This window comes from Shewanella sp. MF05913, assembly GCF_059758095.1.
Map to the genome: position 1 here is coordinate 77716 of NZ_JCAYNT010000016.1, position 14960 is coordinate 92675.

General features: G+C 38.8%; 11 protein-coding genes. 5 read left to right on the plus strand and 6 right to left on the minus strand.

All coding sequences use genetic code 11. The features are described 5' to 3' along the window. Positions 1–72: 72 nt before the first annotated feature. Positions 73–3561, minus strand: coding sequence for an adenine nucleotide alpha hydrolase family protein (locus tag AC19MV_RS17030; protein WP_498309046.1), 3489 nt, complete (start codon positions 3559–3561; stop codon positions 73–75). Positions 3562–3888: 327 nt separating this feature from the next. Beyond that, positions 3889–4101 (minus strand): hypothetical protein, encoded by a 213-nt coding sequence (locus AC19MV_RS17035; RefSeq protein ID WP_498309048.1) that lies wholly within the window; start codon positions 4099–4101, stop codon positions 3889–3891. A 218-nt stretch (positions 4102–4319) separates the two neighbouring features. On the opposite strand from AC19MV_RS17035, the gene AC19MV_RS17040 reads away from it, so the two are divergent. From AC19MV_RS17040 to AC19MV_RS17060, 5 genes are all read left to right on the plus strand, one after another. Beyond that, on the plus strand, positions 4320–5510 hold the full coding sequence (locus AC19MV_RS17040; protein ID WP_498309049.1) for a DNA sulfur modification protein DndB: 1191 nt from the start codon (positions 4320–4322) through the stop codon (positions 5508–5510). A gap of 10 nt (positions 5511–5520) precedes the next feature. Beyond that, on the plus strand, positions 5521–5835 hold the full coding sequence (locus AC19MV_RS17045; protein ID WP_498309051.1) for a hypothetical protein: 315 nt from the start codon (positions 5521–5523) through the stop codon (positions 5833–5835). Positions 5836–5846: 11 nt separating this feature from the next. Next, positions 5847–6437 carry a DUF2913 family protein gene (locus AC19MV_RS17050; RefSeq protein WP_498309053.1) on the plus strand — a complete coding sequence of 197 codons (591 nt, stop codon included), beginning with the start codon at positions 5847–5849 and terminating at the stop codon, positions 6435–6437. A 3-nt stretch (positions 6438–6440) separates the two neighbouring features. Then, a complete protein-coding gene (locus AC19MV_RS17055; protein ID WP_498309055.1) occupies positions 6441–6620 on the plus strand; it encodes a hypothetical protein in 180 nt (59 codons plus the stop codon). A gap of 101 nt (positions 6621–6721) precedes the next feature. Further along, complete coding sequence (locus tag AC19MV_RS17060) at positions 6722–7552, plus strand: hypothetical protein (RefSeq protein ID WP_498309057.1); 831 nt, start codon at positions 6722–6724, stop codon at positions 7550–7552. 51 nt (positions 7553–7603) lie between these two features. On the opposite strand, the gene traN is transcribed toward AC19MV_RS17060, so the two are convergent. From traN to AC19MV_RS17080, 4 genes are read right to left on the minus strand one after another with little or no spacing between them, the layout of a single operon-like run. Beyond that, a complete protein-coding gene (gene traN, locus AC19MV_RS17065) occupies positions 7604–11998 on the minus strand; it encodes a conjugal transfer protein TraN (protein WP_498309059.1) in 4395 nt (1464 codons plus the stop codon). After that, on the minus strand, positions 11977–13068 hold the full coding sequence (locus AC19MV_RS17070; RefSeq protein WP_498309061.1) for a TraU family protein: 1092 nt from the start codon (positions 13066–13068) through the stop codon (positions 11977–11979). Before AC19MV_RS17070 ends, traN begins: the two co-directional genes overlap by 22 nt. After that, the gene (locus AC19MV_RS17075) at positions 13058–14407 is read right to left on the minus strand and encodes a TrbC family F-type conjugative pilus assembly protein (protein WP_498309063.1); all 1350 of its coding nucleotides are present in this window, start codon (positions 14405–14407) and stop codon (positions 13058–13060) included. Before AC19MV_RS17075 ends, AC19MV_RS17070 begins: the two co-directional genes overlap by 11 nt. Further along, entirely contained in the window at positions 14388–14948 is a 561-nt protein-coding gene (locus AC19MV_RS17080; protein WP_498309064.1) for a S26 family signal peptidase, read from the minus strand. Before AC19MV_RS17080 ends, AC19MV_RS17075 begins: the two co-directional genes overlap by 20 nt. Positions 14949–14960 lie beyond the last annotated feature (12 nt).

Here is a 14960-nt window from a genome sequence, read left to right on the forward strand (position 1 = left end):
TTACATTTAGCAAGAGTTAAATACCAATCTAATTGCATAAATTCGATCTAAATGGTGAGTTATTAACTATGTTTATGCTGCTTCCACTGAGCCACCAGCCCCAAAGAGCTTCGCGAGTTGAATCGAAATGATGCCGTTATCCTGTTTTTTAGTTGCCATTCTTTTTGATATCTCGACTGGCACACTCGTAAATAACGAACTAAAACATTCGTGAATATTCAAATTCAATTTCCGACTACCATCTGCCCAATGCTGCTCAGCTGCTAGCTTTCTGGTCGCCTTCTTCTCCACTGAATTAGTAGATGAATTTAGACTGAAGCACGAGTCTACATAATCTTGCTCTGATAAATAGGCAATTGATGTAGTGAATCCAAAGCTTAATAGAAATACATTTGTCTTTGCATGATTAGATTTAATCCACGAACTAAGTACATCGACGTTAGCAGCCACTTTATCATCAAGTACATACTCGTTGCCCTTCCGTGCAATAATTGCATCACCGAGCTTAACCTTATCCAGAATTTCTTTAACGGCTTTGCTAGGGATCGATAGCTTATCTGTAAGTGATTTTTTTAAACTAGCTGTGTTATTCCCTAGGTAAACCACTAATAATTGCTTTAGCCTAAAGTCGATGTCTACTCGTTGCTTTTCTGACTTTGTGGCTAGCAACATCAGCATGTCATCAACCGATGATAAAATCGGCGTAAACTCTGACAGCCAGATTTCATACTTTTTACGACGCTCATGCGCGTCACTCACAAATTGTGCTAAAAAGTCGGACGCAAGATACGCACTTGCTATACTTTCATATTGCAAGATAAAGGCATCCAATCTTTTAGTAATATTCTTAAATACTTGATCATTATTCCTGTTACTACACGACTGATTTACGAAATTACTTTTAATGTTTTTATTTTGTAAATGCTTTACATATCTCACTGCGAGTAAGTGTTGAACCTTTTGTGAACGATGTTCGGCCATGGTAATAAGTTTCGGTATAGACAATAACTGATCTGCATTTAAGTTAGCGAGGTTATACAACCCTGACTTAGCAAAAAGCTCGGTACGCTTGAGGGACTTGTAAAGGAAAGCAACCAACTTTTCAGCCACAGTTAAACCTGTATTATTAGTAAGATGATACACAGGTTCAGTACCCATAAACCGTCTAGGAGACAGCCTATTGCGGATGCAGGTACTTAACGATTGATTATGTCGTTCGAGCAATTTAGCCCAACCAAATACTTTCCACTCATTAAAAATATCATAATCAAAATAAACCCCTGCTTGGATGTCAAACTCTCGTTCGTTATGAGTACCTATCACGCATACTCGCTCTACACTTTCATCAGGCAACCAATAGCTGACAGATTGTTCAAACTGCTCCTGCAATGATGTAGTTGCGCTTACAGTATAGGTTTTCAGTGATGCTCTACCTGCAACATATGAACCTATTGATTTGTCATAAATCCTTTTACGTGCGGACCAACATTTCAACGGTTGTTTTTTTGACTTCTTCACATCTTCGTCAAAGTAAACAACTGGGCTCGTATAAATGGTTTGGTTTGAAAACTCATGAATGCATTGAACACCGAAAGGAACCATGTGACTCTTACGGGACAACAACATTTCTTGGATTGACACGCCTGCTTCAAGCGAGGCATGGTCAAGTTCAAGAGCATAATCTTGTCTTCCTAGGTTCAATAACTCACTGTAAAGGGTTGTACCTTCTAGCAACTTGATTTTCTTGTTTGTTGATAGGCATTTTGCTTGTAATGTTTCTTTATCCTGAGCATCGATTGAATAAGTTAATTGGAATTTACGACTGTTGATACTCCGAGTAATGGGATAGTTAAGAACCCCTCCCAGCGCATCAAATTGAATGTTTTTGATTTGCCAGTAATCCTCTATTTTGAATGGCATTAATTCAGTTAAATGTGCTGGTGTTAAAGCTTCCCCAAATTTTGCTTTTAATTCTGAATACGTTTCATTAACAGGCTTAAACAAACGCGCCACTACTGCATCAGGGATCTTCTGACTTTTGAGCTCATCAGCTACGGACGGTAAACCTTGAGATCTACGCTTAGCATTTAATTCTGCATTTGTTTGAGGGTATGGAATTGATTTACCTTTAAATACGGCATCATAGATTGCTACAGGTCGAAATGGGAGTGATGTAACGCCATGAAGCGACCATAGAAATGATAATAGAACCGCATGTTCTTGGCTAAATAGGGTGTACAATGGGCCAGCAATCATTCTATCTGTGTAACATTCAATGTATTGCTTTTTAACACTTTCTGTTAAATTTTTATCACTAACAATATCTATAATGCCAATGTCTGTATTTACCTCACCAGTTTTATGGAGTTTTTGGAACTGTTCATGTATTTGTTCGTAGTCTCGTGATATCTGGCTTGCATACCACACCATCTTTTCCAATACCCGTGCTTTTAGAGTATTAGGCTGGAGAAACACATTGTTATTACCTGATGGATCATAAGCTCGAGCATGAAAAGCTCTATTCGTGATATCGTCTGATACCCGTGATAAATAATCTCTAAAACGTAGAGTTGAATCGCCAAAACGCGACCACCTTACATATTCGAATGACTCTTGGGCCGTTTTGTCCTCCGCAACCAATAAGCAGGTTACACAACCGAACCTAGCAACTCGCCCTTTCCCACACCCAGAGGTTTCACTTTTTCCAGTGTCATCTATAATCGCGACATCACAAACATCTGTACTAGAGCTTTCACCATAAATAGCGAGTAATAAACCAAAATTTGGGCCATAAGATTCTATTGCGTGTCCTGGCGCGGGTCTGACCATGGGCTCCATACCTGCATGAGTAAGGTAACTAATCACATCCGAATTAGACCAGTGGCCTATTGGGGCAAATCTGAACACCTTGGAGTTTACAACTTTTTCAGCATTGATCGTCTCAATCAAATTAGTTGCAAGTACAGAAAGCACCTTCTGATTTTTCATGTTATTTTTTCGGCGTGACGACTCCGAAGATCTAGACCCAGAAATAGAAATCCAACTGGCTTCTTGATACTTAAATGGTAATGAAGACTTAATCTCCCTAAGCGCCTTAATCCCAGTTCCCACCTTCCAGAGAGAAGAGCAATCTGGACTTCGCCCAGAGGAAGCGGTAGCTAACAACTTTTGCGCACCGGCGAACAAAGTCATTAACTGTTCTTGGATTGGAGGGCTAATGATTTTAAGGAATAAATTTACGCCGCTCTTAGCTGCTAACTGACGAATTTGTTTGTGAGCAAACGGTAAATAACATTGGATGGGTGCCGGTTCTAAAAGGGTATCAACCGTAATAACGACCAGTGGACGCTCTTTTTCAACTACTCCGGCCTTGATGCCACGGGACATAGCTTCAAGGGCTCCATTAAGTACACAGGTTGAATCCTTTCCACCACTAAAGCCAATTTGTAAACAATACCCTTGTTCTAGTAGGGTCAAATACTCACAAATTAACTCTTCACTCTTTTCATAAGCGTTCATTGACTCTACCGCTTTGTACGAGTCTAAATTAAATAAGTCCATATCATAACCCTTTAGATTTATATCTTTATATATGAACAAAATATATAATATCTTAGATTTGCCGCAAGGAAGTACAAACAAAATATTTCAATAACACTATGCAACTGCTTGTGTTAATTTGTATGTTAACCACAGAAAATTGTTCAATAATTATTTCTTAATACTTATCTACCTCAATAAAGGCCGCTATAAATACAGGCTCAATAATTGCTTCACTCCTAATTTCATCTATCCGCTTTTTTATTTCATCTTTAAATCAGACTACCGATAAGGCAGGAGCCATTTCAAGGTAAAAAAACGCCTTTCGGCGCTTTAGTGATTAATTAATTAATTAATTACATTCAAAACCATATCACCAATTTGAGCGCAGTGAACTACATAAAAATCCCCCCCTAATATCCCGCAGTCATCCCTAACATAAGCCTCTAGTTTTTCTTCAGCTTCTTCTGGCGACATAGCAACTACAAGCTTATGATAATTTTCCTCATCAGAACATCGGCCAACCACTAAGTACATATTTCCTAAAGTTGCATTTAACATTATAAACCCTCTGCATTAAATTTATTACTTGATACCAATAAGTAAAACACAGGCATACATACCCCGCAATAAAGTGAATTTTAATCTCTAGTTATTCTCCGTCTTAGTTAAGTTTTAACATTTCACTTAATAACTACCCTCCACTTCCTTGCGAGAGAAAATATTTATGAGAACATTAATGCAATAGAGAAATAAACCATTACAAACGGGTGCTGATAATGAACGTAGTTAACAATTCAACAAGCCTAGTAATACCAAAATATATAATTACCGCTGAAAGTGATCTTAATATAATCATTCAAGAGGGCTTAGAGGGGATTGGGCAAACTTTCCTGACCCAGTTAACTTATGAGCAATGTGCTACATACTTTGAGTTAGAAGATGAAAACATCCCAGAACGTGAACGATTACAAAGGGACGCAGAAAAAAGCAGAATCAATAACATACATGATTACCTAGTTGAAAGGGATAACACTGTATTCCCTTCTGCTTTGCTGGTGGTCACAGGCTTAGATAAAACCCCATTGCTTAAAAATGGTGAAAATGGATACACTGGCACCAACTTATACAAAGCTACTATTAAGAGCCATTACGGACGATTATTCATTGATGGACAAGGACGAGTTGGTGCTATTAAAAAGGCTATATTGACTCGCCCTGAAATCGCTCAATATACCCTCAATGTTAAAATAGTTGTTGTACCAACAATGACTATCCGCGAGTCTGCAACACTGGTAACTCAAATATTTTGTGACTTACATTATGGACTGAAAAAGCCTAACGCTAGCCAAAGCATTTACTTTGACTCCGAATCAGCATTAAGCCGATTAGCAAAAGAAGTAATTCAACGCACAGAAACACACGGATTAAAATTCGGTAACATCATAGCCGTCAATGGAAAACTATCGACGGGCAAGGTATACACTCTAGCCAACCTTATTGACTTCATCATGATTATCGTCGGGGAAAGCAACAAAAAAACCGCTAATAAAATGTTACTAAACCAAGATTGTTACGACATGTACTTGAATTTATTATGTCAATATGTGAGTGAAATTTACAGTGTACTAGGTATTGAGAACCTTTTATCTATTAGCGAACCTACTGCGCTTAAAAAGCAAATCGACTCTAATATTTTCTTCTGTGCCATCGGACTTAAATCACTCGCATACGTGGGCCGATCCATTATAGAAGAGGCGTTACATACTCAAAGTGCCATCTTAAATTTTGCCCCGCTTAAAACCATCAATTCATTACCAGTTTTTGATAAAAGCCATGACATATGGATTCAGAAAGAAATATTTCAAGTAATACAGGGAAAAACGAGAATAGTTAAAGCTTCTGAAAAACGTCTAGCTCTACTTGTGTGTCAAAAAATTCGTATCATTCCATGCTCAAGTCTGATTTAGGAAAAGCATAATGGGACATCAAATTTTTGATCTTAATGCTACTCGTTGCCCTATCGCAATGGTTTACGTTAGAAGGGCTTTAAATGCTGCTATGGAACAAGGGTTTATTGGTGACCTTACTATAAGGACAATCGAGCCCAGTTTATTAAGAGATTTATCATATTTTGCGGGGTACTTTGCAGGAAAAATTGATATTATCGAAGCTACGCAATCCGAAGTCACTTTATCTATGAAAAACAACTGGATCAACAACAATTCAGCTGTTGAAGATGAGCTATTAGATATCAAATTTCAACACAGTATCTTACTTAAGATAACTCAGTAGAAGGGTTCTATATGAGTCAACGATATTACGACAATTTAAGGCACTTTTGTCAGCATTCATTAATTCATCTTTATATGTCTGTTGGAGAGACGACTCGTTTTTGTCCTGTTCACACTAGAGACCAGATCCTTGTTAAATTTATGAAGCCATTTCTTAAAAAACCTAATTACAAGGACATTAAAACGGCTATTAAACAAGTTATCATTTCAAAAAAAAGTAAAGAAAAACACTTAAACGACCTAATGAAATTACTATATAAAAACCGGCTGGTGGAAGAAGCGGAAAAAAATTGGGTCCAACTATTAGTTTCTCTTAATGATTTAACAAAATACGAAATCTCAATTTCAAGTCTAAAGGACCAAGCTAAGTCAGGGACTATCTACGCTATTGTTGACGATGTGGTTAATTGTATTGACCCTTTAGATGGGAGCTCAAGCGAACCTATGTCTTTGTATGTTTACGCTACAGAGACAGGCCCAAAGGTTGACGATATCGTTTACTTCATCAATGGTACAGGTAACTACCTTGCTTCAGTTGAGCGGGAGCACAATGGTATGGCCAAATTAAATGTTAACGTTTTACTAAACACACCTAAAGGTTAAGTCATGACTAATACACAGACAAAGACGCATCCACCAAAAATACTTGTTCAAACCTGGCTGTCTTTAATCAGAAGCAGCGAATCTAATGAAGTAAAGGAACACGCCATGCTAATGCTAAAGCGCAGTATTGGAAGTCCCGCTCAAATTGAAAAGTATCTTGCTGAACATGGTCTTGTAGATTAGTTACTAACATATTGTAAATATGGATTTTTTACTTCAAACTCTTGCAGTAATTATTTTTAATGTTAATTTTATAACAAGACCAATAAATAGGACGACCTGACATGGCTAATTTACCTAAACTAGTAACAGCATCACTAATCGCATTCTCGCTAGCAGGTTGCGCCTCTACACCAACTGGCCCTTCAACACTTGAAGATATCACCCCTATTGAACAAGGTGATTCTAAAGCGATGAAGATTGTTAAACTTGCTAAGCTCGATCGGAATATTAAAGATTTGAAAGTGCCAGAAGACTTTAATACTGGCGGCTATTCAGCAACTAGAGGTGCTGTTGATATTACGACAGGAGCACTTGGTGTGGGGGTAGTAAATGCGTCTGGGTTATCAGGGTCTTTATCTGAACTTGGTCTTGGTTTGTTAATGTCTAACAAAAACGCACCATATGACCAATTCACTTTTATCTCTTTTTTACCATCTGAAGATTTAAGTGGCATCGAGAATTATCAAAAACAATTAGTTGAATCTATTGGCAATTTAGTTTCAATATCGAAATCTCGCTCCGGTCACCACTACAAAGTCATTGCCGAACAAGGTAGTAAATTCTCTAGCTGCAAACCCAGCACAACTAACCCATGCTTATTTGTAACTTCATTAAAAGCATTGACAAAATTGAGCAGCACAGAAGCTTCACAGCTTAATATTAATCCTGAACTTGGTAATGGCTCTGTAGTGGTTCAATGGTCTATCCCATATGATGTTCTAGAAAAGACATTAATCAGTGGTGTTCCTATTAAAAATACTTTTTTATATGTCCCTCACAAAAACTTTGATGCATCAAAAGCTAATATTTTAGGTGAAGTTAATAAAATGTTAACTAAAGTCCCATACCTAATCGATTTAGATTCTAATGACGCCCTGTTTTTTTTAAAATAGTAAATCATTAATAGTGACTAACTAACTTTCAGTTAGTCACTATTAATTGTGTTAAGGTGGATTGGGGATACTTACACCTACATCACAAAGTGCCGGTCTTGGGAAAATATTACAATCTATATTGGTTTCTATTGACCCAGAGTTATACAACTCTCTTAACTCTACACCTGTATTACCTGGAAATCTGTCTTCCATCCGGTCAATACTATTATCTCTCCCTTCGTTATTAACAGGCGCATCATCATCTGTTAACTTTTCTAAGCTAAGGTCTTCTGGGAAAGTACCCGACTCCACCATTAAGCCAATCCACTCATCAAAATTAATGGTACTAAAATCGACATCGGCTAATTCACTTAATGTGAAGCCTCTACACTGTTGATTATCATGCCATTCCAGTGGTGTTGAACCAACTTGAACAATGGCTTGCTCCATTATTATTCTAGATAAAGTTGATGCAAAACAACAATATTCGTTTCTTGCTTTTGTAGTGCAAACACCTAATGTTTTCTCGCACGGTACGTGCTTAGCCAAGAAACATTTACGCTCTTTTAGATTTGTCGGCATTTCCAGTTCTTCTTCCTTACATGCCGTAAGTAAGTTATATACCAATTGCAACAATTGGTACATTGTGTACAGGAACATGACAAAACCAAGGACGTTAACTACATATTCAGAAACATATTGAAGCGATTCAGCTCCAACTTCACTTGTTCCTTCTGCACCTAACGCTGTAGCTGCTGATTGAACGGCTTGCTGCATGGCATCTGGCATCAACTCATATACATACTCATAGACACTATCCATCGCGGCTGTTACAGCTGCAGATACATCCTCAAAGAAACTTGTTGCTACTGCGCCCCCTTCTGTGGCAATTGTGCTTGAGGCACTACCAGCTACAGCTTCCGCAGAAGATACTAGTGGTTGCGAAATAGTGTCCCAAAAGGATGTAGCGATTTCCGTGGCACTTTCTACTAGCGGGTCTGTGACTCCACTCATGTATTCAGTAGCAGAATCCCAGCCACTTTTAACCATATCCCAGCCTTTGGCTGCAAAATTGTCCTTCATAAACATATCTGTGAATGGACCTTCGGCGGTTGCTGCATATTGACCAGCTTGAAATAGCGTCTTACTGCCACTAAATAAATTCGCGGCCGTATCTGTTCCTGCTAGCGAACAACAATCATTAACTTTGAATTGGTCCCAAGAGCAATAATCTTCTTTACCGACGAATACCTGGCATGTAGATGGATCGCTAGGGTCTGAACAGGCACGGTCATTATCTAACTCATTAATTGCTGCATACATAGCGGCGGTTTGAACAAAATCCGTATTCGACTCATCAGCCTTGAACGCACAATCTGTACCAATACATTCCGCATCACTGAAGCAGGTATCATTCACTTTTGATTTGTTGACTATGACCTGTGTACCCGTTTCACAGGTATAGCTAATATCCCAGCCGTAACACATACCTGTCGTGCCATCTAACCATCCACTAGCACAAGCTGATTTATCAAAAACACATCTTGAATTTCTATCTAAAGGTTCACAGCTATCTGGCATATTTAAGATATCAGAGAACCCAACTGTCCCTCCACTAAGCGGTAATCGCTGACCTTTTAATGGATCACACTGATAATCTTCCATATGAGCCACCATACAGGGTGTAAGACCTTCATCGCCTGGAAATAATGGGGCAAGGTTAGTTAATTTATACTCTGATTCGACTTCGCTTAATTTTTGTCTAATTTCTGCTTCTGTTGGAGTAGGCAATACATCCCAGTAAGCAATATATAGTGGATCAGTTGCTCTTGTTGCCCAATCATGGTCGGAGGAACCTCGACCAAAGTTAAACCGTGTTAATTTTAATTTGTCATACTTCCCATTAATTAATGTCGAGGAAGTAAATTTGTTACCCTCACTATCGTAAAAGTTCGCACTATGACCGTCTTCATTGAACTGAACTGCAAAAGCGGTCCACTTATTTATTTCAGGTAACACTTTATTTAGCTTAATACCTTTAACAGCAGGCCCCCGATAGAATTGGTAAGTAGTTAAACCTATTACATCCTCACAAATACTTAATCCATCGTCATCGTTGGCATCGATATCACCATCCGTAGTTTGAATAATAAGGCCACAGTTAGTGTTATAACCTGTTGAAGGGGTAGGCTCAAAATCTCTTCGCATCACAACAATTACCGCATCGCCAAATGCACCAATTTCTGTTGCACCAGCTTTACCTTGAGCTTCAGATAAATTTATTACTTTTGTATCGTTAATTAGATTTGAATCTAACCTTGCATCACATACCCAATCTGACGCTGTACAAAAAGAATTTGGCGTTGATATTGCGGCTTCGCACCCCTCCGGTGACTCCTCGATTTCCTCAGACCAATCATCGGTTATCGGTTTATCAAAATTAAACTGAACAACTACCTCGCCAGCACCATAATCACTAACAGCTAATTTAAAATTAATATCTACATAACGATTATCTGTTGTTAGTGTTTGGTTAACTTTATTTGTAATATCTTCTGGGTTTAACTCTTTATAATATGTTCCTTGAGCACAATTACTTGTTGTCGTTGGAAAGCCTGACGGGAACGTGCCGTATACATGCTTCGCAATCTCTACATTGTTAATGGTTAACATCATGTGATCTTCCCATGACTTCTTTACCAATACAGCATTCGTCACTTTCCAATCTGGATTAATTTTAAATGTCGAGCCCCAATTATAAATATGACATTTATCGCCTTTGTCAGTTAAAGCATGCTCTTCTTCTACCCCAAATTTTACTTGCAAACAGCTTGGCCCACACAAAGACATACTTGCAGCATCGAACCCTTCTATGGCCAATTGGTTTGGAGGTGTTATGTGCCGCTGCTTTACACATGAACTTAAATTATTGCGATTTGGTTTAAAACAGGATTGCACCGTTTTGACTAACGACCCATCAGTTATATCCTCATAGTCAACCATTTGCTGACTACAATCACCGAAAAATCTGCCACCATCGCCACTCCTAACAGCATCTACCTCCGAGAACCCTTGCTGCAAAAAAGCAGCATCTGAGCCTATTTGCTGCGGTGGATTTAGATTTTGAGTATCCATCAATGTCAAATAGGCCACAGCACTATGATCTTGAAGATCATTAGTTTCTTCTTGGTTTGAACCGACTAATGGGGTTGATTGCCCATATGCCAGATTTCGCTCCAGTGACTCTTTAATCGATTTGCTTTGATTATTTTGGTTTTGATATGTATCAGCTGTAGATACTGGGTATCCATTGTTAGAATCTAATCCAAGAGCTTCTTGTGGCGCTAAATTTAAGGTTACGTTTTCTTTAGTTGGATCTACGGAGTTAGCTTGAAGATCATAGCCACCATTAGCATTATTTTGGGGTAACATCACTGCAGACACTGCGCTTTTACCCATATCTAAACCAATCTGAGTGTAATAATCAAAGTCCGGCTGTGCAGGCTTAGAAGCAATACAAAGATTCGTAAAAGGATCTAACTCTTTTCCGGCTACGCAAGAACTATATTCACCTGTAGCTGTAATGCAGCCACCATCTTTATACTTTTCGCCTACACCACATGAGGGTAGTGAACCCATTTGACATTGTGAACCATCTTGAAAATATCCAGTTGGGCACTCTATAACTGGCGTAGCTGAAGTGGTTTTCTCACAAACTCCAACATCTGCCATCTGATACCCACTGTCACAAGTTTCTATTGCGGTCTCATATAGCGTCCGAGAACAAGATTGGTTACTGTTAGTTAATGACCAGGTTTGGTCTGGTGTCATTTGAGTTTGAGTCTCACCAGCTGAACATAAACCTAAATTCTGGTAGCTTTGGGGACACGTTAACTCTATGGTTTCAGCTTGACCTCCATCTTCGGGGCATGTTTTTCCTAAGGGCGAACTTAACTTAAAACATACACCATTAGAGTAAGCATCCTTATATTTAGTACCGCAAGATGCGATATTTGATGCAGATTGCCTTGCTGAGCAGAATTGTGGATACAAAGGATCTTTAAAGTCCCATGCCCTTTGAGTATCTATCCAGTTTGTACCGTCATTGGCACATTGATTTATACTGTTTCTGGTTTCCACCTTTCTACATATGGCTTTTCCATTGAGGTTGGTCAAAACGAAGCCTGGCGTTAAACATGAGAATTCCGACGGTTTTTGCTGCCTCTTAACACAAACCCCATTACTTAAACTCATACCTGTTGGGCACGAATATTCAAGAGGCACCGGCATTGTTATTGCCGCTTCTAAATCAAAACTCCTAGTCGCCAAATATACGACAAAGGAAATCGTTAATAAGTTAAACAAATACATCGTAATTACTGAGTAAGTAACTGATTTTTTTGCCAGTGATACTGGTGAGTCTTCATTATTAATCATATTTTCTACTCCAATATTCTTACACAACAATCTGTGTACCTAAAAATGGAATAGACGGCATGCATATCTTTGCCTTGCCCAGGAGAACTTCTTCCTGCTGCCCACCACATTGTTGGCATCCCTAATGGATGGCAACATTCATCCCACGAACCATCAGATTTACCATCAGGAGCATTTGCTGCAGCTGCAGCTGGATTAGCTTCAGGACTCGGAAACATCATGGAAAGCTTATATTGTGATCTAGGGATCATCGGGTCATAGTGAGGCTGGCACATAGCGTCTTTACCAAAAGTTGTTCTAGCTATACCTCTACGATGAAGCGATGCTAAAGCTCTGGTTGCTATAAGCTGCGTGTTTCTTATGAAATTACTATCTGCGGTTATAAATGCTGTTAAAGGGTATAGGTGACCGTCCAGCCCTGCGCAAAACCAAGCATCTTCACTTGATGAACCTGAAACAGAAGCCTCTATCCCCTCTGCTATACAAACAGAACGGCCTGCTGGGTTAGCTATTGGGATTGCGTCTGGTGTAAATAAATAAGAAAGTGGTGAATTATAGAAAGTGATATCAAGAATCGACATATACGCTATATCTAAATCTACGAACCCTGGACTTGTATCGCACTCAGGTAACAAAAACATCCCAAGCATTTTAAATATGGGGTTTACAAGGTAATTATAGTGTAGTGCTGACATTGTTGTAATACTTGGTCCGCCACCGGATGAGGGGATTCCCATCATGGTCAAGTCATCTTGCATAAGTGTACCGCCTAGTGTTGGCGAGCACCAAGGAATAGGACTAACCTCTATCAGGTGATCTGGACTCCAATACCCAAGTGCAACCCCTGGAGACGGTACACCTAAAGCATCAGAACAAGAGCAAAAACTATCGGTATTTGCTCCATCAGGCACTTCCGATGAAAACCCTGCTAGATTGAACGGTAATGTGCAGCTCCAACAGAATTTATTAATTAAATTTTGAAAATAATTAGCATCTGGACAAACAGCATCATCCGCATGAGATATTGAACTCATGCCTATCAAAATAGCTAACGAGGCTCCTGTTAACAGCCTTTTTATATAAAATTTATGATTCATGAATGATTTTCTCTTGCTGTAACCCCAGTAAAGACCTAGTACCAAATTCAGTTATTTGAATGATGCCTTTCTTGATTTGAATCTTTGCCGGTGTGTGTTCCAGTTTAAATTTCTCATACATTTCTGGTTGTAGGATAAATACCTGTTGATTGAAGTAATGCTGCATATCTTTAATGGGCTCAAAGTTATCGCTTGCTTTTAACTTGCTAATTAATACATGCTTTAACCCTATCGATTTATCAGAATTAAGTTGTTCCCTTACAAATTCCCTTTGTTTTTCACTTGTGGAATCGAGTACATACATCGTTATCTGTTGGTCCATTAATTGTGTTGGGTCAACAATTTCTCCAGCTGAAGCAAAATGAGTACCATCCTTAGATTTAACATCCCGTGTAAATCTGACTCTTGGGTCGATTATGTAATGAATATCACTCTCGCTTGTCAATTCAGGTAAATTGAAATTCGTATTTCTCGCGATATAACGCCTCGTAGCGTCCTTTTTCTTTTGTTCCCAATCGATACCAGATAAACGGTCTTTTATGACCTCAATGACGTCTACTTCCTTAATGGCATAGCTTACTGATAGTGAACCTAAATCACCCCCTGAATTAAGGCTTCTGGATTGTTCTATAAAAGTTTCAAATGTTTCTAACCCAGCAGCTACCACTGTTTTACTACCATTGCGGTAAACCATTGAAGGGGCACTGTTGATCCCGTATTGATAAAATAATCTCGGGTCCATTTTAACGTTTGGTTCAGTTAACAAGCCTAGATCATCGATTACTTTCCGGATCGCTAATGATGTTTGATTAATAGCGGTATCTTCTTCTCGCATACCTCTAAACACTATTGATACGTCGGCACCTTCATGGCTAGCTGCGGTCAGCATGTTTCGTAGAACCTGTTTTGGCATATTAAAACTAGCGAACAAAATTAACTCTTCATTCGGCCCTAAAATACCTTTCTCTTTATTTTGCTGATTCGAACGCAGATCTTTGGGTCTGAAATTTGGGTCAACTCCCAAAACTGAACTTCGAATAGCATTCGCCTCGGCATTCATTTTTTCAAAATCAGTAGACCACTTTGAAACTTCTGTCTCACCGGATGTAGCCCAGTTTGGTAAGTCTGATTTAGGCGCTTCAATTTCACCCCGAGCTTGGTCCATTAACGCCTTAGAGCGTTTAATGTTATCTAAATCTTGTTCAGTAAACTGGTAGGTTGATTTCGGCTTTAACTCGCCACTACTAATATGATTAACAGATTCATTAGCCCCCGTAGCCTGAATACTTATGAGAATAAGTGTTGATATAGTAGTAATTTTAAATAATGAGATATGCACGACCTACCACCTGTTTGTCTAAAATTGGACCAAAAAATCGACTATCATAACTTCCAGGAAATGTACCTATCATGAAATAAGAGCTGTTTGGAACTTCAAAATCGCCAACTAAATCATCTGTGTTTTTTTCTAAGAATAGGGCCGCTTCAACCAATGACGCGTAAAAGACCTTCTTACCGTTAATCACTTTATATTTATCTACTTTAACGGTGTCTCCACCTACACCTGCCACCAATTTAATAATTTTCACTCCAGATGGCATGATGTCCGTTTCATGAGATAAAACCATTGCTAACTCACCAGCCTTAGGCTGAGCCCCTTTCTTCACAACAAATACCCATCCAGGTATGCATCTATCAGAATTACCCACGAAAACTAACTTGTAGTTTATTGTGAATAAGGAACACAGCGCCGTGAGAGCTATAACAAGTATTGTAGGTAGGTAAACACGAGACCAGAGCCAACTCATTGGCTTTAAAGTGTTGTTGCTATTCTGGTTTTCCTTCAAAACCATGGGGCTAGATAAATTTGCATAATTCATCGCAGGTTAAGC

Excerpts from the sequence above, each read along its gene's own strand:
- AC19MV_RS17030 (WP_498309046.1), bottom strand. The coding sequence starts at position 3,561 with ATGGACTTATTTAATTTAGACTCGTACAAAGCGGTAGAGTCAATGAAC.
- AC19MV_RS17035 (WP_498309048.1), bottom strand. The coding sequence starts at position 4,101 with ATGTTAAATGCAACTTTAGGAAATATGTACTTAGTGGTTGGCCGATGT.
- AC19MV_RS17040 (WP_498309049.1), top strand. The coding sequence starts at position 4,320 with ATGAACGTAGTTAACAATTCAACAAGCCTAGTAATACCAAAATATATA.
- AC19MV_RS17045 (WP_498309051.1), top strand. The coding sequence starts at position 5,521 with ATGGGACATCAAATTTTTGATCTTAATGCTACTCGTTGCCCTATCGCA.
- AC19MV_RS17050 (WP_498309053.1), top strand. The coding sequence starts at position 5,847 with ATGAGTCAACGATATTACGACAATTTAAGGCACTTTTGTCAGCATTCA.
- AC19MV_RS17055 (WP_498309055.1), top strand. The coding sequence starts at position 6,441 with ATGACTAATACACAGACAAAGACGCATCCACCAAAAATACTTGTTCAA.
- AC19MV_RS17060 (WP_498309057.1), top strand. The coding sequence starts at position 6,722 with ATGGCTAATTTACCTAAACTAGTAACAGCATCACTAATCGCATTCTCG.
- AC19MV_RS17070 (WP_498309061.1), bottom strand. The coding sequence starts at position 13,068 with ATGAATCATAAATTTTATATAAAAAGGCTGTTAACAGGAGCCTCGTTA.
- AC19MV_RS17080 (WP_498309064.1), bottom strand. The coding sequence starts at position 14,948 with ATGAATTATGCAAATTTATCTAGCCCCATGGTTTTGAAGGAAAACCAG.